The sequence below is a fragment of the Mesorhizobium sp. M5C.F.Ca.ET.164.01.1.1 genome (genome assembly GCF_004792125.1).
In the GTDB taxonomy this organism is placed as follows: Bacteria; Pseudomonadota; Alphaproteobacteria; order Rhizobiales; family Rhizobiaceae; genus Mesorhizobium; species Mesorhizobium wenxiniae.
This window is the reverse complement of record NZ_SRTG01000001.1, coordinates 1,303,959-1,323,351: the sequence shown is the minus strand read 5'-3', so window position 1 is coordinate 1,323,351 and position 19,393 is coordinate 1,303,959. Positions and strand designations below refer to the sequence as shown.

Below are 19,393 nucleotides of genomic sequence, written 5' to 3'. Positions count from 1 at the left end.
ACGCTCCGCGGCCCGGGATCCAGAACCCTCTGATATTCGCCCGGTCGGCGTCAAACCTGCTTGATAAAAAATGAAGGCGATCACTGCAGCCACGCCCCTGATTTGCAGCTTCGTATTTATCGGAAGTTGCGCATCGCCCTTCCACGCATCCTTTGATGCCGCGAAATACAACAGGATGAGCTGCGTCGAACTCAACGTGGCCATGGGCGAAGTCGCCAAGGAGATGTCGGCGACAGCGATCACTCGGGGCAAAGTCGCGAAAAGCAATATTCCGGACTGGCTATGGGGCGCCCGGCGTGTCGCCTCTGCCGTCACTGCCCGCCAGAGCGCAAAAATCGAGCAGCTGCGGCAGCAGGAGGCGGCGATCGCGGCGGTGAGACGAAGCAAGTGCTGATTGCGCCGCCGCAGTGGTCTAGAGCAATTCCAGGAAAAGTGTGAACGGTTTTCCGTCCGGAATTGCGCAAAAACAAAGAGATAGAGCGGTTCGGCGTTTCCGTGAAACGATGAACCGCTCTAAGTGGCTACCCGTCGGCACGATCGCCTTGATGCAATCTTCAGGCCGACACCCCGGACTGGTGCGCAGCGATTGCGCCGAGGAAGATCTGACCGAATTCCCTGAGCTTCGCGGCGCCGACGCCGTTGACTGCGGCGAAGGCGTCGAGGTCGCGCGGGCAGCGTTCGGCCATATCGATCAGTGTACGATCGGAGAAGATCACGAAGGCCGGCACCTGGCGCTCCCGGGCGAGGCGCAGCCGAACCGCCTTGAGCGTGGCCAAGAGCGCGGTATCCAGGTCTTCCGTGCCCGCGGCAGCATCCGGGATGGGACGCGTCTTACCACGCGACGCGCGGCTCCGCACCTCTACGCGATACCGGAACGAGACGTCGCCACGGGCCAGCTCACGACCTTTTTCGGCGATGGCGAGGCCGCCATGGCCGCCTGAGTCCAACGTCAGAAATCCTCCCGCGACGAGTTGGCGGACCAAGGACAGCCAGACATCCTTCTTGTGCGCCACACCGGTCCCGAAGCTGGCAAGCCTGTGGTGGTTCCTGGCCAGGACCTTTTCGGTTTCATGGCCGAGCAGAACGTCGACGATATGGGCAGCGCCAAAGCGCTCGCCGGTCTGCGCGATGGCCGCAAAGACGATCCGCGCCTCCGCCTCGCCATCCGCATGCGGCGTCTGGTCAAGGCAGTTGTCGCAATTGCCGCAAGGCATTGCTGTTTCGCCGAAGTAGCCAAGCAGGATCTGGCGACGGCACTGGGCCGTTTCGCAATAACCGATCAGCGTGTCGAGCCGGCCATGCGCGCGTCTTTTATGCTCCGCCGGCGCGTCCTCGTCGTCGATGAAAAGCCGCCGCATGCGGATATCGCCGAGACCGAAGAGCATATGTGCCTCGGCAGCCCGCCCGTCGCGGCCCGCACGGCCGATTTCCTGATAATAGGCCTCTAAGCTGCCCGGCAGATCGGTATGGAAGACATAAGCGACGTCAGGCTTGTCGATCCCCATGCCGAAGGCGATGGTCGCGACCATCACGACGCCGGACAAGGTCATGAAAGCGTTTTGATTGGCTTCACGCGCGTCCTTGCTCATCCCGGCATGATAGGCTAGCGCGCGCAGGCCGTTCCGTTCGAGGAACGCCGCCATCTCTTCCGTCTTCTTGCGCGACAGGCAATAGACGATGCCGCTGCGGCCGGCATGGCGCTGCACGAAGCTCAGCAATTGGCGCTTGCTGTCTTGCTTGGCCTCGATGCCAAGCTTGATGTTCGGCCGGTTGAAACCCAGCACCAGGGTTTCGACTTTCCCGGCGAACAGCTGTGCGGCGATATCGGTGCGCGTCGTCTCGTCGGCTGTCGCCGTCAGCGCAATGATCGGTACATCAGGGAAAATGTCGCGCAGCCGCGACAGCTCTTCGTATTCGCGCCGGAAGGCCGGACCCCATTGGGAGATGCAATGCGCCTCGTCGACAGCGATCAGCCGGATGTCGAGCCTGGCCAGCGCCTCGAGCATCCGCTCGGTCATCAGCCGCTCCGGCGCCAGATAGAGCAGGCGTGTCTGGCCTGAGGCCACGCGGCGCCATGCCGCGACATTGGCCTCGCGGTCGAGCGAGGAATTGATCGTATCTGCCGTCACGCCGGCAAGGCGCAATGCGGCGATCTGGTCCTGCATCAGCGCCACCAGTGGCGAAACGACGATGGTAAGCCCGCCCAGCACCAGCGCCGGGACCTGGTAGCAGAGCGATTTGCCAGCGCCGGTCGGCATGACAGCCAGCACATGACGCCCGGCCAGCAGCGCCTCCGTCACAACGTCCTGGCCAGGACGAAAATCATCGAAGCCGAACACGTCCTTCAGGACGCGCCGCTTGGGATCATCCGCCGGGACGCTCGCCGCCGCTACCTGCATCAGGGAATTTCTATGATCGGCGCCGCTCGAAAAGGTAGCGTGGGAACGGCCACTTGCGATGTGACCTGCCACAACTCCCCCGCGAATCTGCAGATGCCTGCCTTGACCGCAGATTCAAATGCCCGATCACCCCTCAAGTCCCGTCTCCGTCGGCGCCGTCTGAAAGAATATCTCCCTCATTGGCGGATATGGGATCGTGATTCCAGCCCCTATTCACTTTGGCTGTGAATATCGCGTCGGCTCTGGCCGGGTTAATTCTATCTTCATCATAATTCGGCAGGTTCAGGTTCTGCGGTGATGTTTTGAGTACCGCGGCGCCACAAGCGCCCAGGCAACACGCCCGCGTCTCTCCGGAGGCGCGGGCTTTTCGTTTGCGAAGATAGCTGCCACTGCGTAGTGACCTGCGTTCGTTGTCGTAACGTCAGTCGATAAAATCGGCGCGGTACGGTGTAAAGCTGTCGACCAGGCGCCCGGCCTCGAGCGCCTTGACGCCATGGACCAAATTGGAAGGGACAATGAAGCTGCTTCCCGTTTCCAGGATCTCGGTCCTGCCGTCGATGGTGACCTCGAAGCGGCCTTCGGCGACATAGCTCGCCTGGACATGCGGGTGCGAATGCAACGCACCGACACCGCCCTTGTCGAAGCCGAATTCGACCATCATCAACTCGTCCGTGTGCAGCAGCACGCGCCTGCGGTTGCCATCCGGGGTCGGTGTCCATGCGCCCTCGCCGGCGCGCGAAAAGATCTTCGTTCCGGTCATCGCCAAAATCCTCATCATGGCCTCATCGCGCCAGCCAGCCGCCGTCCACCGGCACCACTGCGCCATGCATGTAATTGGACGCCGGCGCCAGCAGGAAGACGGCCGCGTCGCCGATGTCCTCCGGCTCGCCCCAGCGCCCGGCCGGAATGCGCGCCAGAATGGCGGCGCTGCGATCTGGATCGGCACGCAGCGCCTCGGTGTTGTTGGTCTCGATATAGCCGGGCGCAATGCTGTTGACGTTAATGCCTTTCGACGCCCATTCGCAGGCGAGCAACCGGGTGATGCCGAGCACGCCATGCTTCGAGGCGGTATAGGAGGCGACGCGGATGCCGCCCTGGAAGCTCAGCACCGACGCAATGTTGACGATCTTGCCGCGCCGTCCGGGATCGGCAAGCACGCGCTTGGCGAAGCTCTGGCTGATAAAAAAGACCGTCTTCAGATTGACGTCCAAGACGTCGTCCCAATCGGCTTCCGCCAGATCGACGGCGTCGGCGCGCCGGATGATGCCGGCATTGTTGACCAGCCCGTCGAGCGGCCCGGTTTCGTCCCAGATGCGATCGAGTACCGCCTGGGCGGCGGCATGGTCGGCAAGATCGCAGCGCACCGCCTCGAACGGTCCGCCCGCCGCAGCGACCTTTTCCGCCGTCTCGTCCATCGCCGAACGGCCGACGCCGACCACCGCACCACCGGCACGCGCGATCGACAGGGCGATGCCCTGGCCGATGCCGGTGTTGGCGCCGGTGACGAGGATGCGTTTGCCGGCCAGGCTGAATGCGGAGAGGTCGCTCACCGCAGCTCTTCCATCGCTACCGGATCGACATCGGTATAGTCGACATTGTCGCCGGCCATCGCCCAGATGAAGGCATAGTTGGAGGTGCCGGCGCCCGAATGGATCGACCATCCTGGCGACAGCACCGCTTCTTCATTGCGCATGACGAGATGGCGTGTCTCATCCGGCTCGCCCATGAAATGGAACACGCGCGCCGCCTCCGGCAGGTCGAAATAGAGGTAGGCTTCCATACGCCGGTCATGCACATGGCACGGCATGGTGTTCCAGACCGAGCCTGGTGCAAGCTGGGTCATGCCGACGACGAGCTGGCAGGTCTTGACGCCTTCGGCATGGATGAACTGGAAGATCGAGCGCTCGTTAGAGGTCGCCTGGCTGCCGAGATCGAGCCGCTTGGCATCGCCGATGCGGATCAGGCGACTGGGATGGCTCTGGTGCGCCGGTGCGCTGAGCAGATAGAATTTGGCCGGCTCGGCTGCATTGGCGGAGGCGAACGATACCTCATTGGCGCCCATGCCGAGATACAGCATGTCGCGCGGCTGCAGCTCGTAGGATTGGCCGCCGGCTTTCACGACGCCGGTGCCGCCGATGTTGACGGCGATCATTTCGCGGCGATCGAGAAAGTTCTTTGTTCCGGTCGGCTTGATCGCCTGCAGCGGCAGCGGTGTCCCGGCAGGCATGGCGCCGCCGATGATCATGCGGTCGTAATGGGTATAGGTCAGGCCGATGCGGCCGAGCTGGAACAGCCCTTCGATCAGGAAATTGTGACGGAGCTCGTCCGTCCCCATCGCCGCGGCGGTAACAGGGTCGATGGCGAAGCGCGAGGTGAAGTCCGTGTGATTATCGGTGTGATTCATTGCTGTCCCATTGGGCTGCCTCATTGGTCATTCGGTTGCCGCGGCCTTGACCGACTCGGCATAAAAACTCTGACGTGCGTGCAAGCGCTCACGATAGCGTTGCTGGCTCGCGGTGAGATGGGCGCGCATGGCTTCGCGCGCGGACTCGGCATCGCCTGATATAATGGCGTTCAGGATCACCAGATGCTCGCCTTGCAGCCCACGCTGGTAGAGGTCGGATTGGGCAAGTTCGGTGGACCACGGCGATGTCACGTCGCAAGGAATGGCCCGCCGGCCGAGCACGTCGAGCATCTCGACATAGAACGGGTTGTTGGTGGCGCTGGCGATCGCGCGGTGGAAGGCAAGGTCGGCTGGGCCCGTCGGCTCGCTGTTCAAGAGCAGCCGTTCGAACTCGAAGAACGCCTCCTGGATCGCTGCTTCCTGGGCGGCATTGCGACGGATGGCGGCGAGCCCGGCGGATTCGATCTCGATCGCCAGGCGCACCTCGAGCACGTTGAGCGCGATCGAATCCTTGCTGCCTATGTCCGCGGCCAGCGCGCCGAACATCGTCGAGATATGCTCGGTGACGAAGACCCCGGCGCCCTGGCGCGGCTCGACCAGACCGTCGGCGGCAAGCTTGGCCAGCGCTTCGCGGACGACGGTGCGGCTGACCCCGAAGGTTTCGGTCAACTGACCCTCGGTCGGCAGCTTTTGGCCCGGCTGGATCTCGCCCGCCTGCAACTGCTTGCGGATCGCCGCGACCACGGTCTCCGACAGCTTGGGCTTGCGTTCGACTTTCAGGCTGATCGCCGTATCCGATGCCATTGCCATCCCCTATTTGAAGACGCTCGGCAGCCATAGTGAGATGGCCGGAATGTAAGTGACGAGCCCCAGCACCACGAGGCCTGCCCCATAGAATGGCCAGATCGAGCGCATCGCTTCCCAGACGGATATCTTGCCCACCGCGCACGCCACGAACTGCACTGCGCCCACCGGCGGCGTGTTCAGCCCGATGCCGAAGTTGAGGATCATGATGACGCCGAAATGCACCGGATCGACGCCGTAGGCCTGCGCCACGGGCAGGAAGATCGGCGTGCAGATGATGATCGTCGGCCCCATGTCCATGAAGGTGCCGAGGAACAGCATCAAGAGGTTGAGTATGAGAAGCACGACCAGCGGATCCTCCGAGATCGCGTTCATGGAAGCTATGAGCGCTGCCGGCACTTTCAGGAAGGCCATCAACCACGAGAACGCCGCCGCCATGCCGATGATGAGCAGCACCATGGCCGTGGTGCGCACCGCACCATGGGTGGCATGAACGAACCCTTCCCAGGTCATCTGCCGGTACACGAAGACAGTAACGAGCAACGCATAGATGACGGCGATGCAGGAACTCTCGGTGGCCGTGAAAACGCCCGATCGCACGCCGCCGAAGATGATCGCGATCAGCAGCAGGCCGGGTACCGCGACAGCCAAGAGATGCGCGACGGCGGTGAAGCCCGGAAACGGCTCGGTGGGATAGCCGCGGGAGCGCGCCACGAAATAGGCGGTGATCATCAGTGCCAGGGCCAACAGCAGGCCCGGAACGACGCCGGCCGTGAACAGGTCGGCGATGGAGATCTTTCCGCCTGCCGAAATCGAGTAGATGATCATGTTGTGCGACGGCGGCAGGAGCAGCGCGATCAGCGCCGCCATCGAGGTGACGTTGACCGCGTAATCCGCGCCATATCCACGCGCCTTCATCTGCGGGATCATCAAGCCGCCTACAGCCGCTGCCTCCGCCACCGCGGAGCCCGAAATGCCGCCGAACAGTGTGGCGGTCGCGATGTTGACCTGCCCGAGGCCACCGCGCAGATGGCCGACGAGTGAGCCGGCGAAGGCAACGATCTTGCTGGCGATGCCGCCGCGCACCATCAAGTCGCCGGCGTAGATGAAAAACGGAATGGCCAGCAGCGAAAAGACGCTCATGCCGGAATTCAGGCGCTGGAACACGATGAGCGGCGGCAAGCCCATGTAAAGGACGGTGGCAAAGCTTGCGACGCCGAGGCAGAAAGCGATCGGCGTGCCGATAAGCATCAGAAGGGTGAAGACGCCGAAGAGTATCCAGAGTTCCATGGCGTCAGACCTTCACGTTCGCTGTGTCGAGTTCGGCTGCGACTTCCGCAGGCGGCAGTTCATCGAGCGCATCGTCGATCGGCGCACCGGAAAGGCGAAGCACGATGCGCTCCAGCGTGAAGAGCACGATGAGCGCCCCTCCCGCGACAAGCGGGACGTAGTCCCAGCCCCCCGATATGCCGAGCGACGGCAAGGTGGCGCCCCAGGTCAATGCAACCAGCTGGCTGCCATACCAGATCATGCCTATGCCGAAGGCGAGCGCGACGAGGTCCGAGATCATCCTCAGCCAACGCTTGCCGCCTTTCGGCAGCACGTAGAGCAGGACGTCGAAGCCGAGGTGATAGTTCTCGCGCACCCCGACGGCAGCGCCGAGGAAAATGAACCAGCTCATCAGCATCACCGAGCCCTGCTCGGTCCAACTCGGCGACCGGTTCAGAACATAGCGGCCGAACACCTGCCAGGCGACGAAGGCGGTCATCAGCACCAGCCCGACGCCGGCGATCCACAGCGCCGCCGTGCTGACGCGCGACATCAGGCGCGCGATGCCGGACAGGGGCGGTCTCTGTTCTGAGCTGGAGGTCACCGGTTCTCTCCGCAAGAGGTTGGCGGCGCGGAATGGCCGCGCCGCCGCTTGATCACTGCACGGTCTTGATGGCCTCGACCATCGCCTTCAGCTTGTCGTCCTTGACGTGCTTTTCGTAGACCGGGCCCATCGCGTCGATGAAGGGCTGCTTGTCCGGCGTCGTGATCTGCGAGCCGGCCGCCTCGACCTTGGCGCGCGATTCCTTGACCTTGGCGGCCCACAGCTCACGCTGTTTGGCGACACTTTCCTTGGCGGCCGCCTTGAAGATCGCCTGGTCTTCCGGCGTCAGCTTGTCCCAGCTCGACTTCGCCATGACGAAGGCTTCCGGCACCATCGTGTGCTCGTCGAGCGAATAGAACTTGGCGACTTCCGCATGCTTGGCGGTGTCGTAGCTCGGAAAATTGTTCTCCGCGCCGTCGATGACCCCGGTCTCGATCGCCGAATACACTTCGCCATACGGCATCGGCGTCGCGTTGGCGCCGAGTGCAGCCACCATGTCGACGAAGATGTCGGACTGGATGACGCGGAACTTCATGCCGGCCAGATCGGCTACAGTGTTGATCGGCTTCTTCGAATTGTAAAAGGAGCGCGCGCCGCCGTCATAAAAAGCGAGCAGCACCAGCCCGACCTGTTCGAACGCCGCCGCAATCTGGTCGCCGACCGGCCCGTCCATGACCTTGTGCATATGGTCTTCCGAGCGGAAGATGTAGGGCAGCGAGGGCACGGTGGTTTCCGGGATGAGTCCGTTGAACGGCGCCATCGAGACGCGGTTGAGGTCGATCACGCCGGAGCGCACCTGCTCGATCGTGTCCTTTTCCTCGCCGAGCTGCGCGGAATGATAGACATCGACCGAATAGCGGCCGGCCGTGCGCTCTTTGACAAGCTCGCCGAAATATTTCACCGCCTCGACCGTCGGATAGCCGTCCGGGTGCGTGTCGGACGAGCGCAGAACCGTCTGGGCGCTTGTCGTTCCGGCCATCAGTGCGGCGGCCAGTAGCGTAGCTCCCGCCAGTCTAGAAAAATGCAGCATTGGTTTCCTCCCGTTGAGCGATGGCGGCAAGCGCCGTTAGAGCCGGTACGCCTTTTTTGCGAGCGTATAGGCAAGTTCCTGCGCCAGTTCGTGCGCCTCGTCCTCGCGGAGCCGGTGCTCGGCGACGAGACGCGCAAGAAAGGCGCAATCGACCCGGCGCGCCACATCGTGGCGAGCCGGGATGGATGGAAAGGCGCGGGTGTCGTCGTTGAAGCCGACGGTGTTGTAGAAGCCGGCCGTCTCGGTGGTCATCTCGCGAAACCGGCGCATGCCCTCCGGGCTGTCGTAGAACCACCAGGCCGGCCCGAGCTTCAGCGCCGGGTAGACGCCGGCGAGCGGCGCCAGTTCGCGCGCATAGCTGGTCTCGTCGAGCGTGAAGAGGATGATGGTGAGGTCGCGCTCCAGCCCGACGCAGTCGAGCAGCGGCTTCAGCGCCGTTACATAGTCGGTTCGGGTCGGGATATCGAAACCCTTGTCCCTGCCGAACCTCCGGAAGACGGCAGGCGAATGATTGCGCCAGGAGCCGGGATGGATTTGCAGGACGAGCCCATCGTCGCGGCTCATCTTTGCCATTTCGGTCAGCATCTGAGCGCGAAACAGTTTTCGCTCACGCTCGTCGTCCGAGCCCCGGCGGATGCGGTTGAACAGCTCCTGCGCGGCGGCATCCGACAGATTGGCGGTCTCCGCTGTCGGATGGCCGTGATCCGACGCGGTCGCGCCAAAACTTTTGAAGAAGGCCCTTCTCTGGCGATGCGCATCGAGATAGCCGGCCCAGGTGCCGGTGTCGCAGCCGGTGATGTCGCCGAGCCGATCGAGATTGGCCGAAAAGCCTTCGAAGTCGGGATCGACGACTGCATCCGGCCGGTAGGCGGTGACGACGCGGCCCTCCCAGCCGCTGTCGCGGATCATCTGGTGCCATCTGAGATCGTCGAGCGCGCCTTCGGTCGTCGCGATGACCTCGATGTTGAAGCGCTCGAACAGCGCTCGCGGGCGAAAATTCTCCCACTGCAGCAAGGTCGAGATCGTGTCGTAATGGCGGTCGGCGGTTGCGGCCGTCAGCGGCTCTTCGATGCCGAACAGATGGGCAAGCACATGGTCGAACCACAGGCGCGTCGGCGTGCCGCGGAACAGATAATAGTGCTCGGCGAAGCGCCGCCAGATCGTCCTGCCGTCGGTCTCCACCGGTGAGCCGTCGAGCGTCGGCACACCAAGCCCCTCGAGCCGGACGCCCTGGCTGAACAGCATGCGGAAGATATAATGGTCCGGCACGATCAACAATTGCGCCGGATCGGGAAACGCCGCATTGAGCGCATACCAGCGCGGATCGGTGTGACCATGCGGGCTGACGATCGGCAGGTCCTTCACCCCGGCATAAAGCTCGCGGGCAACCGAACGCGGACGCGCCTCCGAGGGAAACAGCAAATCCGGATCGGTCAATGCGGCCACGTCGTTCCTCCCAACCCGGCCATCGGTAGGATCGGAAAGAAATAATGTCAACATACAAAAAATAGATTGTTGTATGATGACTTTTACGCAACGTCAGCCCATTGTGCGGGAAAGAAACGGATGTTACGCCGCATGCCGGCCACGCCCGGCACCAGCTCGATCAGACCCATCGCACGATGACAGACAGACGCCTTTCCAACACTACGCGGCAGGCATTGCCGGCCTCGGTCGCGGTCCCCGGATACGACCGCAACCGTGTCCTACCCGGCATCGTCCATCTCGGCGTCGGCGCATTCCACCGCGCCCATCAGGCAGCCTATGTCGACGATTGCCTGGCGGCGGGAGAGATGGATTGGGGCATTGTCGGCGTCTCGCTGCGCAGCACCGACACACGCGACGCGCTGGCGCCGCAGGAGGGGCTCTACACGCTGGCGGTCAGGAGCAGCGACAGCGAAAGCCTGCGCGTCGTAGGCTCGATCATGTCGATGCTGGTGGCCCCGGAAGATCCGGGTGCGGTGCTGGCCGCGCTGACTGACCCGCGCACCTCCATCGTCACGCTGACGATCACCGAAAAGGCCTATCTCAGGGCGGCGGGTGGCGGACTGGACGCAGCCCATCCCGACATTGTCCACGATCTGGCCAACCCGCGCACGCCGCGAACGGCGCATGGTTTTCTCGTCGAATCGCTTGCGCGCCGCCGCTCCGCCGGTATCCAGCCATTCACCGTGCTGTGCTGCGACAATCTCCCGGCCAATGGCGCCACGCTGCACCGGCTGCTGGTCGAATTCGCCGCGTTGCGCGGTACCGATCTCGCCCGTCATATCGCCGACGAGGTGGCGTTTCCGTCGAGCATGGTGGATCGCATCGTGCCGGCGACCACCGATGCCGACCGGGCACGGATATCAGGCCAGCTCGGCGTCGAGGACGCCTGGCCTGTGATGACCGAGCCGTTCTGCCAATGGGTGGTCGAAGACGATTTCCCGGCGGGCAGGCCGGACTGGGAAAAGTTCGGCGTCACCATGGTCGGTGATGTCGGGCCGTTCGAGGACATGAAGCTGCGCCTGCTCAACGGCTCGCATTCGGCCATCGCCTATCTCGGCCTGCTCAGCGGCTATGAGACGGTCGACCGCGCCTTTGCCGATCCGGCGATCCGGCAATTCGTCGACGGATTGTGGGCCGAAGCCATCACAACGCTGCCGAAAGACGCCGGGCTCGACACGGCCGACTACGCGGCACAGCTTGCCAAGCGCTATTCGAACACCGCGCTCGCCCATCGGACGGGGCAGATCGCCAATGACGGCAGCCAGAAATTGCCGCAGCGCATCGTTGCCGCGGCCATGGAGCGGATGAGTGCCGGTGCGCCGCCCGCGCATCTGATGCTGGTGGTAGCAGCCTGGATCGCCGCTTGCGAGGCGCGCGGCGAAGCCTTGCCGGAAAGCCATTTCACCGACCCGCTCGACTTGGCCCTGGCTGCGCTCGACACTCGGCATCTGTCGGCTGGCAAAACCGTGGCGGCGGTGTTCGACCTGGCCGGCTTCGCCAAGGACGGTGCTGAGCGCCTGACGCTGATCGACCTCGCGGCCGCCCATCTCGAACGCTTGCGCCAGGGCGGCGTGGCTGCCGCTTTCACAGCGCTGGGCATACAGGGTGCGAAAACATGACGCAGAACCGCGCGCCGTCGTGCGTGCGGTGGAAGCGGTGACGACTTGAAGCTATTTGCCTGTCAGACCGTCCAAGTTGTGCCGTGACGAGTAGTCGACACCTCTGGAGTTCCAAAACAGGCGAACGCCCTTGCCGACCAAATTCTCATACGGAATAGTGCCCATATCAAAACGGCTATCGGCGGAACTGTCGCGATTGTCGCCAAGCATGAAGTAGCGGCCGGCCGGAACGACAACAGGCTGGGTGTTGTCGCCTGTCGATCCGTCGATCACGTCGAGGACCGAGTAGGAGACGCCGTTCTGCAATGTTTCGCGCTGCACTTTGGCCGACCGGATCTCATCGGAGGAGTAAGAGCCGGTCTCTTCAAGCTTCACCGCCTGGTCGTTGATGTGAAGGACGCCGTCGATCATCTGGATCTTGTCGCCAGGAAGGCCGACATGCGCTTGATATAGTCGGTACTGGGGTCAGACGGCCGCCTGAAGACTGCGATATCACCTAGCGCCGGTGCCGTGTCGAACGTCCGCCCTTCGATCGGCAGCAAGCCAAAGGGGACGCTGTAGCGGCTGTAGCCGTAAGCAAATTTGGACGCGAACAGATAGTCGCCGATCCTCAAGCGTTGGACCATGCTGCTGGCCGGCATTGAGAATGGCTGAAACAGGAACGACCGGATCGCAAACGCAGCCAGAGACGAAGCCAGAAAGGCCAGCACCAGAACCGAAAGTCCATGCGCGTACCACTTGTCCGGCTTGAATCGATGCGCAAAGGGAACAACGAACACCACCGAAATATCGCTATGCCGATACTTGAAAGATTGGCCAATCCGGAAAGATCGATGCCGGCAAAACCGGGAACCCGATGTAGCAAAGGGCAATGCTTGCGGCACTGATCGCGACGAGACTTACGACCGCCAGCTTGCCGCTTCCGATCCAAAGAAATCCGCCGAACGGACCACTAAAGGCCGACACCAGGGCCGCCGACCATCTGGATCTCGACCTTGTGTCTTCAGTCACCGGCTACCGCCCCCAAGGCAAGCAAAGTCGGACTGTCCCTCAAACAAAAAAACGAGGCAAGCCTCGCTTTGCAATTGCCGGACTGATCTTCGCTTCAAGCAGGCAGGATGGCGCCTTCGAGTGTGGTGAGCTGGCTAAGAAACTGCTCGGCCTTGCTGCGCGTCTGGTCGTCCTTGGCGTCGGCGACGTCTTCCCTGGCTTCCTGGATACGGCGGGTCAAGTCGGCGCGATCGATGTCGCCGACGGCTACCGCCGATTCGGCGAGCAGCGTGCAGCCGGCCGGAACGATGTCGGCGAAGCCGCCGAACACGACGTAGCGTTCTTGCTGGCCAGCCGCCGTCTTCACCGTGACGACGCCCGGCTTGATCGTGGTCATGACCGGCGCATGATAGGCCATGACGGTCATTTCGCCTTCGGCGCCCGGAATGACGACGGATTCGACCTGCTCGGAAACCAGCAGGCGCTCCGGCGAGACCAGTTCGAATTGGAAAGCTTCAGCCATATCACCTTAGCGAGGAGGGAATAGTGAGTAGTAAGTAGTGAAGGGGTCCAAACGGCCCACGTCACACACCTGCTATTCTCTACTCACTACTCACTACTCCCTATTCGCTTGATTATGCCGCTTCGGCCGCCAGGCGCTGAGCCTTCTCGACCGCTTCCTCGATGCCGCCGACCATGTAGAAGGCGGCTTCCGGCAGATGATCATAGTCGCCGTTGCAGAGGCCCTTGAAGCCCTTGATGGTGTCGGCGAGGTCGACCAGCTTGCCCGGCGCGCCGGTGAACACTTCGGCGACGAAGAAGGGCTGCGACAGGAAGCGCTCGATCTTGCGGGCGCGGGCCACCGTCTGCTTGTCCTCTTCCGACAGCTCGTCCATGCCCAGGATGGCGATGATGTCCTGCAGTGACTTGTAGCGCTGGAGGATCGACTGCACCTGGCGAGCGACCTGGTAGTGCTCTTCACCGACGACCATCGGGTCGAGCATGCGCGAGGTCGAATCGAGCGGATCGACGGCCGGGTAGATGCCCTTTTCCGAGATCGCGCGGTTGAGCACGGTCGTCGCGTCGAGGTGGGCGAACGAAGTCGCCGGCGCCGGGTCGGTCAGATCGTCGGCCGGCACGTAGATCGCCTGCACCGAGGTGATCGAACCCTTGGTGGTGGTGGTGATGCGTTCCTGCAGCGCGCCCATGTCGGTGGCCAGCGTCGGCTGGTAGCCCACGGCCGAGGGAATACGGCCGAGCAGCGCCGACACTTCGGAACCCGCCTGCGTGAAGCGGAAGATGTTGTCGACGAAGAACAGCACGTCCTGGCCCTGGTCGCGGAAATATTCGGCAACCGTCAGCCCGGTCAGGCCGACGCGGGCGCGCGCACCCGGCGGCTCGTTCATCTGGCCATAGACCAGCGCCGCCTTGGATCCTTCGCCGCCGCCCTTCTTGTTGACGCCGGACTCGATGAACTCATGATAGAGGTCGTTGCCTTCGCGGGTGCGCTCGCCGACGCCGGCGAACACCGAGAAGCCGCCATGCGCCTTGGCAACGTTGTTGATCAGTTCCTGGATCAGCACCGTCTTGCCGACGCCGGCGCCGCCGAACAGGCCGATCTTGCCGCCGCGGGCATAGGGCGCGAGCAGGTCGAGGACCTTGATTCCGGTGACCAGGATCTGCGCTTCCGTCGACTGCTCGACATAGGTCGGAGCCGGCTGGTGGATGGAGCGCATCTCGATGCCGTCGACCGGGCCTGCCTCGTCGACCGGCTCGCCGATGACGTTGATGATGCGACCCAGCATGCCGGGGCCGACCGGCACGGTGATCGGTGCGCCGGTGTCATAGACGTCCTGGCCGCGAACTAGACCTTCGGTCGAGTCCATCGCGATGCAGCGCACGGTGTTTTCGCCGAGATGCTGGGCCACCTCGAGCACGAGGCGATTGCCGACATTGGACGTTTCCAGCGCGTTCAGGATCGCCGGCAGATGTTCGCCGAACTGCACGTCGACAACGGCGCCGATGACCTGGCGAACCTTGCCGGCCAAGCCAGTCTTCTTGATGGCAACGGTCGGCGCCTTCGCCGCGGCAGCCTTGGCGGGTGCGGCCGCTTTCTTGGCCGGAGCGGCCTTCGCTGCCGGAGCCTTTGCCGGTGCTGCCGCCGTCGCGGCAGCCTTCTGGGGGGTCGCTGCTTTCGCCATCGTCTTTACCCTTTCGTCTCTTTGTTTCTCACGCGATCCGCCTGAAGGTCGCTGACCTTCATCGGAGCGCGCCTAGAGCGCCTCAGCGCCCGAAATGATTTCGATCAATTCCTTGGTGATCTGCGCCTGCCGCTGGCGGTTGTAGGTGATCGACAATTTGTTGATCATGTCGCCGGCATTGCGCGTCGCATTGTCCATGGCGCTCATCTTGGCGCCCATCTCGCCGGCCGCGTTTTCGAGCAGAGCGCGGAAGACCTGTACGGAAATGTTGCGCGGAATGAGGTCGGAGAGGATTTCGCCCGGCTCCGGCTCGTATTCATAGACGGCACTGCCGCCGTCCGTCGCCTCGGTGGCAGCGGAAGGCACGCCTGCCGGGATGATCTGCTGGGTTGTCGGGATCTGGCTGATCACCGACTTGAACTGCGAGTAGAATAGCGTGCAGATGTCGAAGCCGCCGTCGTTGAAGAGCTGGATGACTTTCTTGGCAATGGCATCGGCATTGACGAAGCCGAGCGTCTTCACTTCGCGCAGGTCGACGCGCTCGATGATCAGCGCCGCGTAGTCGCGGCGCAGGATGTCGAACCCCTTCTTGCCGACGCAGATGATCTTGACCTGCTTGCCGTCGGCCAAAAGCTTGCGGATGTGGTCGCGGGCAAGGCGTGCGATCTGCGAATTGAAGCCGCCGCACAGGCCACGCTCGGCGGTGCAGACGACGAGCAGATGCACGTCGTCCTTGCCGGTGCCGGTCATCAGCGCCGGGGCCTCGCCACCGCCGCCGATCGCCTGGGTGATGTTGGCCAGCACAGCGCCCATGCGCTCCGAATAGGGGCGCGCCGCTTCCGCCGCCTCCTGCGCACGGCGCAGCTTCGCCGCGGCGACCATCTGCATCGCCTTGGTGATCTTCTGCGTCGCCTTGACCGAGGCGATACGGTTACGAAGGTCTTTTAATGAAGGCATGCTTCAAACCTGATCCCGTCCGTCCGGCTTCGTTCAAGCAAAGGTCTTGGCAAAGGTGTCGATCTCCGCCTTCAACTTGGCACGCAGATCGTCCGACAGCGCCTTCTCCTTGCGGATGCCGTCAAGCACCTCCTTGCCGGCCGAGCGCATGTGGCTGAGCAAGCCATGCTCGAACTTGCTGACCTGGTCGATCGCCAGCTTGTCGAGATAGCCGTTGACGCCGGCGAAGATCACCGCGACCTGCTCCTCGACCTTGAGCGGCGAGAATTGCGGCTGCTTCAGGAGTTCGGTCAGGCGCGCACCGCGATTGAGCAGGCGCTGCGTGGCGGCGTCGAGGTCGGAGCCGAACTGGGCGAAGGCCGCCATTTCGCGGTATTGCGCGAGCTCGCCCTTGATCGAGCCGGCGACCTGCTTCATCGCCTTAATCTGCGCCGAGGAGCCGACGCGCGACACCGACAGGCCGACATTGACCGCCGGGCGGACGCCCTGGAAGAACAGATTGGTTTCCAGGAAGATCTGGCCGTCGGTGATCGAGATGACGTTGGTCGGGATGTAGGCCGACACGTCGTTGGCCTGGGTCTCGATGATCGGCAGCGCCGTCAGCGAACCGCCGCCATTGTCGTCATTGAGCTTGGCGGCCCGCTCCAGCAGGCGCGAATGCAGGTAGAAGACGTCGCCCGGATAGGCTTCGCGGCCGGGCGGGCGGCGCAGCAGCAGCGACATCTGGCGGTAGGCGACGGCCTGCTTCGACAGGTCGTCGTAGCTGATCAGCGCATGCATGCCGTTGTCGCGGAAATATTCGCCCATGGTGCAGGCGGTGAACGGCGCCAGGAACTGCATCGGCGCCGGATCGGAAGCGGTGGCGGCGATGATGATCGAATAGTCGAGCGCGCCGCGCTCTTCGAGAACTTTCGCGAACTGCGCGACGGTCGAGCGCTTCTGGCCGACGGCGACGTAGACGCAGTAGAGCTTTTCCTTCTCCGGCCCGTGTTCGTGCACCGATTTCTGGTTGAGCATCGTGTCGAGGATGATCGCGGTCTTGCCGGTCTGGCGGTCGCCGATGACCAGCTCGCGCTGGCCGCGGCCGACCGGGATCAGCGCGTCGATGGCCTTGAGGCCGGTCGACATCGGCTCGTTCACCGATTTGCGCGGAATGATGCCGGGCGCCTTGACGTCGACGCGCTTGCGCTCGGTCGCCTGGATCGGGCCCTTGCCGTCGATCGGGTTGCCGAGCGCGTCGACGACACGGCCGAGCAGGCCCATGCCGACAGGCGTGTCGACGATAGCGCCGGTGCGCTTGACGATGTCACCTTCCTTGATGTCGCGGTCGGCGCCGAAGATGACGACGCCGACATTGTCGGCTTCGAGGTTGAGCGCCATGCCGCGGATGCCGCCGGGGAACTCGACCATCTCGCCGGCCTGGACATTGTCGAGGCCATAGACGCGGGCGATGCCGTCACCGACGGACAGAACCTGGCCGACTTCGGAGACCTCGGCCTCCTTGCCGAAATTCTTGATCTGGTCTTTCAGAATTGCGGAAATTTCCGCGGCGCGGATGTCCATCAGCCGACCTCTTTCAGTGCAAGCTTGAGCGAATTGAGTTTGGTTTTGAGCGACGTATCGATCTGGCGCGAGCCAATCTTGACCACCAGCCCACCGAGCAGCGACGGATCGACGGTCACGGTGATCGCGACATCCTTGCCGGCAACGCTTTTCAGCGCCGCCTTCAGCTCGGTTTGCTGGGCGTCGGTCAGCGCATGCGCCGAGGTAACTTCAGCGGCGGTCTCGCCACGGTGCTCGGCGGCGACCTGGCGGAATGCCTTGATCATGCCGGGGATGGCGAACAGACGGCGGTTCTGGGCGACGACGCGCAGGAAATTGCCGGTGAGGCCGGTGATCCCTGCCTTGTCGGCGATCGCCGCAATGGCCTTGGCCTGGTCCTCGCTGGAGAACACCGGGCTGTTGATCAGACGGGTAAGGTCCGCACTGCCTTCGAGCATCGCCGCGAAACTGTTGAGGTCGGCCTCGACCTGGGCCACCGAATTCGCCTGGAGCGCGAGCTCGAACAGCGAACCCGCATAGCGCTCTGCGACACCTGAGATTGGCGATGACGATTGGGCCACGGACCGTCTTTTCTCTTGTCTGACAGGCCGCAGATTGTTGGCGCGAGCGAAAACTCTAGCTAAATCTTTGACCTTACTGCATTTTTCCAAGCACGGAGGCGCGGCTTCCGCTATCCCCGGCCGAAAGTCGATTGCCGTCTAGCACAGGCATTTTAAGACCGCAATGCGTCGTCCCGCATGGTTTTCAGGCACTATTGTCGCATCTGGCGTTGCGGTTCGACCGTCGGTCCCGAATTAGCCTTTGATTCAAGCCACAAAGCCGAAGGCGAAGGCAAGCGGCAGCGCCGCCAGCACCAGTTCCACCACGATGGACGCCCAGTTGAAAGGTGTGTTGGCGCCGTCCGACATCATCGACAGCAGGCGGCCGAAGGCGGTGAACAGCCAGGAAAAACCAAGCGCCATGTAGAGCAGCGGTTGCGCCAGCAGAATGCAGCACAGGCCGACTCCGAGATAGAAGCCCGACATCCTGCCGCGCCCTTCGGCGATCGCTGCCGCCTTCTCAGGCTTGACCTGCAGCCGCAGAATCCGGAAGGCCAGCCCCGGCGCCAGGAACAGCAGCAGGCCGAACAGCAAGGTCACGACGGCGCTCGACCACGCCAGCCACTCGCCCTGGCTCATCGGCCACGGAAACGCAAATTCCATCCTTGTCCCCTCGCAAAATGGCTGTTTCGAAATTTTGGGCATTCTAGCGAAGGAAGAAACATGCGCCAGATGGCGTCGGTGAATTGCGCAAAGCGCATCAACCCAGAGCGAATTCGACCGCCGCTTCGGCATGGATGCGCGTCGTGTCGAACACAGGAACGTCGAAAACCTGCTGGCCGATCAGCATGGTGATCTCGGTGCAGCCCATGATGACGCCGTCGATCTTGTCATCACGCCGCATGCGGGCGATTTCGTCGATATAGGCCGCCTTCGATACCTCGCTGACGATGCCCTGGCACAGCTCATCGTAGATCACCCGGTGAACCATATGGCGCCCGGCTTCATCCGGCACAACGGGATGAAGTCCGTATTTGTCGATGAGGCGGCCCTTGTAGAAGTCCTGTTCCATGGTGAAGCGCGTCGCCAGCAGCCCTGGGCGATTGACACCGGCCCGGCCGATCGCGACGGCGGTGGCGTCGGCGATATGGATCAGCGGCATCGCCACCGCCGCCTGCACCTGGTCGGCAAGCTTGTGCATGGTGTTGGTGCAGATCAGCAGGCCTTCGGCGCCCCCAGCCTCGAGCTTGCGCGCGGCTTCTTCGAGAAGCACGCCGGCACCGTCCCAGTCTCCTTTATGCTGACGCTCGGCGATCTCGGCAAAGTCGAGCGACCACAGCAGCAGCTTTGCCGAATGCAGCCCGCCCAGCCGCTGGCGCACGATCTCGTTGAGCAGGCGGTAGTAGATCGCCGTTGATTCCCAACTCATGCCTCCGAGCAGGCCAAGGGTTTTCATCTGGGCTGTTCCTTTCTTCAGCAATTCCTATATTATGACCACATGAGACCACAAGGAGGCTTGCTGTGAA

General features: G+C 63.1%; 18 protein-coding genes and 1 pseudogene. 2 read left to right on the top strand and 17 right to left on the bottom strand.

All coding sequences use genetic code 11. The features are described from left to right. Positions 1 to 70 precede the first annotated feature (70 nt). Positions 71 to 394 (top strand): hypothetical protein, encoded by a 324-nt coding sequence (locus EN807_RS06355; RefSeq protein ID WP_128343153.1) that lies wholly within the window; start codon positions 71 to 73, stop codon positions 392 to 394. 160 nt (positions 395 to 554) lie between these two features. On the opposite strand, the gene recQ is transcribed toward EN807_RS06355, so the two are convergent. From recQ to uxaC, 9 genes are all read right to left on the bottom strand, one after another. Further along, complete coding sequence (gene recQ, locus EN807_RS06350; protein WP_135934305.1) at positions 555 to 2,399, bottom strand: DNA helicase RecQ; 1,845 nt, start codon at positions 2,397 to 2,399, stop codon at positions 555 to 557. 421 nt (positions 2,400 to 2,820) lie between these two features. Next, positions 2,821 to 3,159, bottom strand: coding sequence for a cupin domain-containing protein (locus tag EN807_RS06345; RefSeq protein WP_135934304.1), 339 nt, complete (start codon positions 3,157 to 3,159; stop codon positions 2,821 to 2,823). A 22-nt stretch (positions 3,160 to 3,181) separates the two neighbouring features. Beyond that, the gene (gene kduD, locus EN807_RS06340; RefSeq protein ID WP_135934303.1) at positions 3,182 to 3,949 is read right to left on the bottom strand and encodes a 2-dehydro-3-deoxy-D-gluconate 5-dehydrogenase KduD; all 768 of its coding nucleotides are present in this window, start codon (positions 3,947 to 3,949) and stop codon (positions 3,182 to 3,184) included. Then, a complete protein-coding gene (kduI, locus tag EN807_RS06335; protein WP_135934302.1) occupies positions 3,946 to 4,803 on the bottom strand; it encodes a 5-dehydro-4-deoxy-D-glucuronate isomerase in 858 nt (285 codons plus the stop codon). The genes kduD and kduI overlap by 4 nt, the downstream gene beginning before the upstream one ends. Before the next feature lie 27 nt (positions 4,804 to 4,830). Further along, a complete protein-coding gene (locus EN807_RS06330) occupies positions 4,831 to 5,607 on the bottom strand; it encodes a FadR/GntR family transcriptional regulator (protein ID WP_135934301.1) in 777 nt (258 codons plus the stop codon). Positions 5,608 to 5,616: 9 nt separating this feature from the next. Then, positions 5,617 to 6,897: a TRAP transporter large permease gene (locus EN807_RS06325; RefSeq protein WP_135934300.1), complete on the bottom strand. Its 1,281-nt coding sequence runs from the start codon at positions 6,895 to 6,897 to the stop codon at positions 5,617 to 5,619. 4 nt (positions 6,898 to 6,901) lie between these two features. Further along, a complete protein-coding gene (locus EN807_RS06320) occupies positions 6,902 to 7,429 on the bottom strand; it encodes a TRAP transporter small permease (RefSeq protein WP_029349033.1) in 528 nt (175 codons plus the stop codon). Between the two features lie 103 nt (positions 7,430 to 7,532). Continuing rightward, positions 7,533 to 8,510: a TRAP transporter substrate-binding protein gene (locus tag EN807_RS06315; protein WP_135934299.1), complete on the bottom strand. Its 978-nt coding sequence runs from the start codon at positions 8,508 to 8,510 to the stop codon at positions 7,533 to 7,535. 36 nt (positions 8,511 to 8,546) lie between these two features. Beyond that, positions 8,547 to 9,956, bottom strand: coding sequence for a glucuronate isomerase (uxaC, locus tag EN807_RS06310; protein ID WP_135934298.1), 1,410 nt, complete (start codon positions 9,954 to 9,956; stop codon positions 8,547 to 8,549). A 176-nt stretch (positions 9,957 to 10,132) separates the two neighbouring features. Between uxaC and EN807_RS06305 the strand changes: the two genes are divergently transcribed. Continuing rightward, a complete protein-coding gene (locus EN807_RS06305) occupies positions 10,133 to 11,617 on the top strand; it encodes a mannitol dehydrogenase family protein (RefSeq protein WP_135934297.1) in 1,485 nt (494 codons plus the stop codon). Positions 11,618 to 11,668: 51 nt separating this feature from the next. Here EN807_RS06305 and lepB read toward each other — a convergent pair. The 8 genes and pseudogenes from lepB to EN807_RS06260 all read right to left on the bottom strand — a co-directional run bounded on the left by lepB (position 11,669) and on the right by EN807_RS06260 (position 19,323). Continuing rightward, positions 11,669 to 12,327, bottom strand: a pseudogene (gene lepB / locus EN807_RS36390) (signal peptidase I). Between the two features lie 395 nt (positions 12,328 to 12,722). Continuing rightward, a complete protein-coding gene (locus EN807_RS06290; RefSeq protein ID WP_135934294.1) occupies positions 12,723 to 13,130 on the bottom strand; it encodes a F0F1 ATP synthase subunit epsilon in 408 nt (135 codons plus the stop codon). Between the two features lie 112 nt (positions 13,131 to 13,242). Then, positions 13,243 to 14,808, bottom strand: a complete 1,566-nt coding sequence (atpD, locus tag EN807_RS06285) for a F0F1 ATP synthase subunit beta (protein ID WP_189522359.1) — start codon at positions 14,806 to 14,808, stop codon at positions 13,243 to 13,245. 72 nt (positions 14,809 to 14,880) lie between these two features. Beyond that, entirely contained in the window at positions 14,881 to 15,765 is an 885-nt protein-coding gene (locus EN807_RS06280; RefSeq protein WP_127315585.1) for a F0F1 ATP synthase subunit gamma, read from the bottom strand. Between the two features lie 33 nt (positions 15,766 to 15,798). Continuing rightward, positions 15,799 to 17,328, bottom strand: a complete 1,530-nt coding sequence (atpA, locus tag EN807_RS06275) for a F0F1 ATP synthase subunit alpha (RefSeq protein WP_135934293.1) — start codon at positions 17,326 to 17,328, stop codon at positions 15,799 to 15,801. Then, entirely contained in the window at positions 17,328 to 17,888 is a 561-nt protein-coding gene (locus EN807_RS06270; protein ID WP_029349048.1) for a F0F1 ATP synthase subunit delta, read from the bottom strand. Before EN807_RS06270 ends, atpA begins: the two co-directional genes overlap by 1 nt. Before the next feature lie 246 nt (positions 17,889 to 18,134). Continuing rightward, positions 18,135 to 18,530 carry a DUF4345 family protein gene (locus tag EN807_RS06265; RefSeq protein WP_127315587.1) on the bottom strand — a complete coding sequence of 132 codons (396 nt, stop codon included), beginning with the start codon at positions 18,528 to 18,530 and terminating at the stop codon, positions 18,135 to 18,137. Between the two features lie 97 nt (positions 18,531 to 18,627). After that, positions 18,628 to 19,323 (bottom strand): aspartate/glutamate racemase family protein, encoded by a 696-nt coding sequence (locus EN807_RS06260; protein ID WP_135934292.1) that lies wholly within the window; start codon positions 19,321 to 19,323, stop codon positions 18,628 to 18,630. Between the last annotated feature and the right edge of the window lie 70 nt (positions 19,324 to 19,393).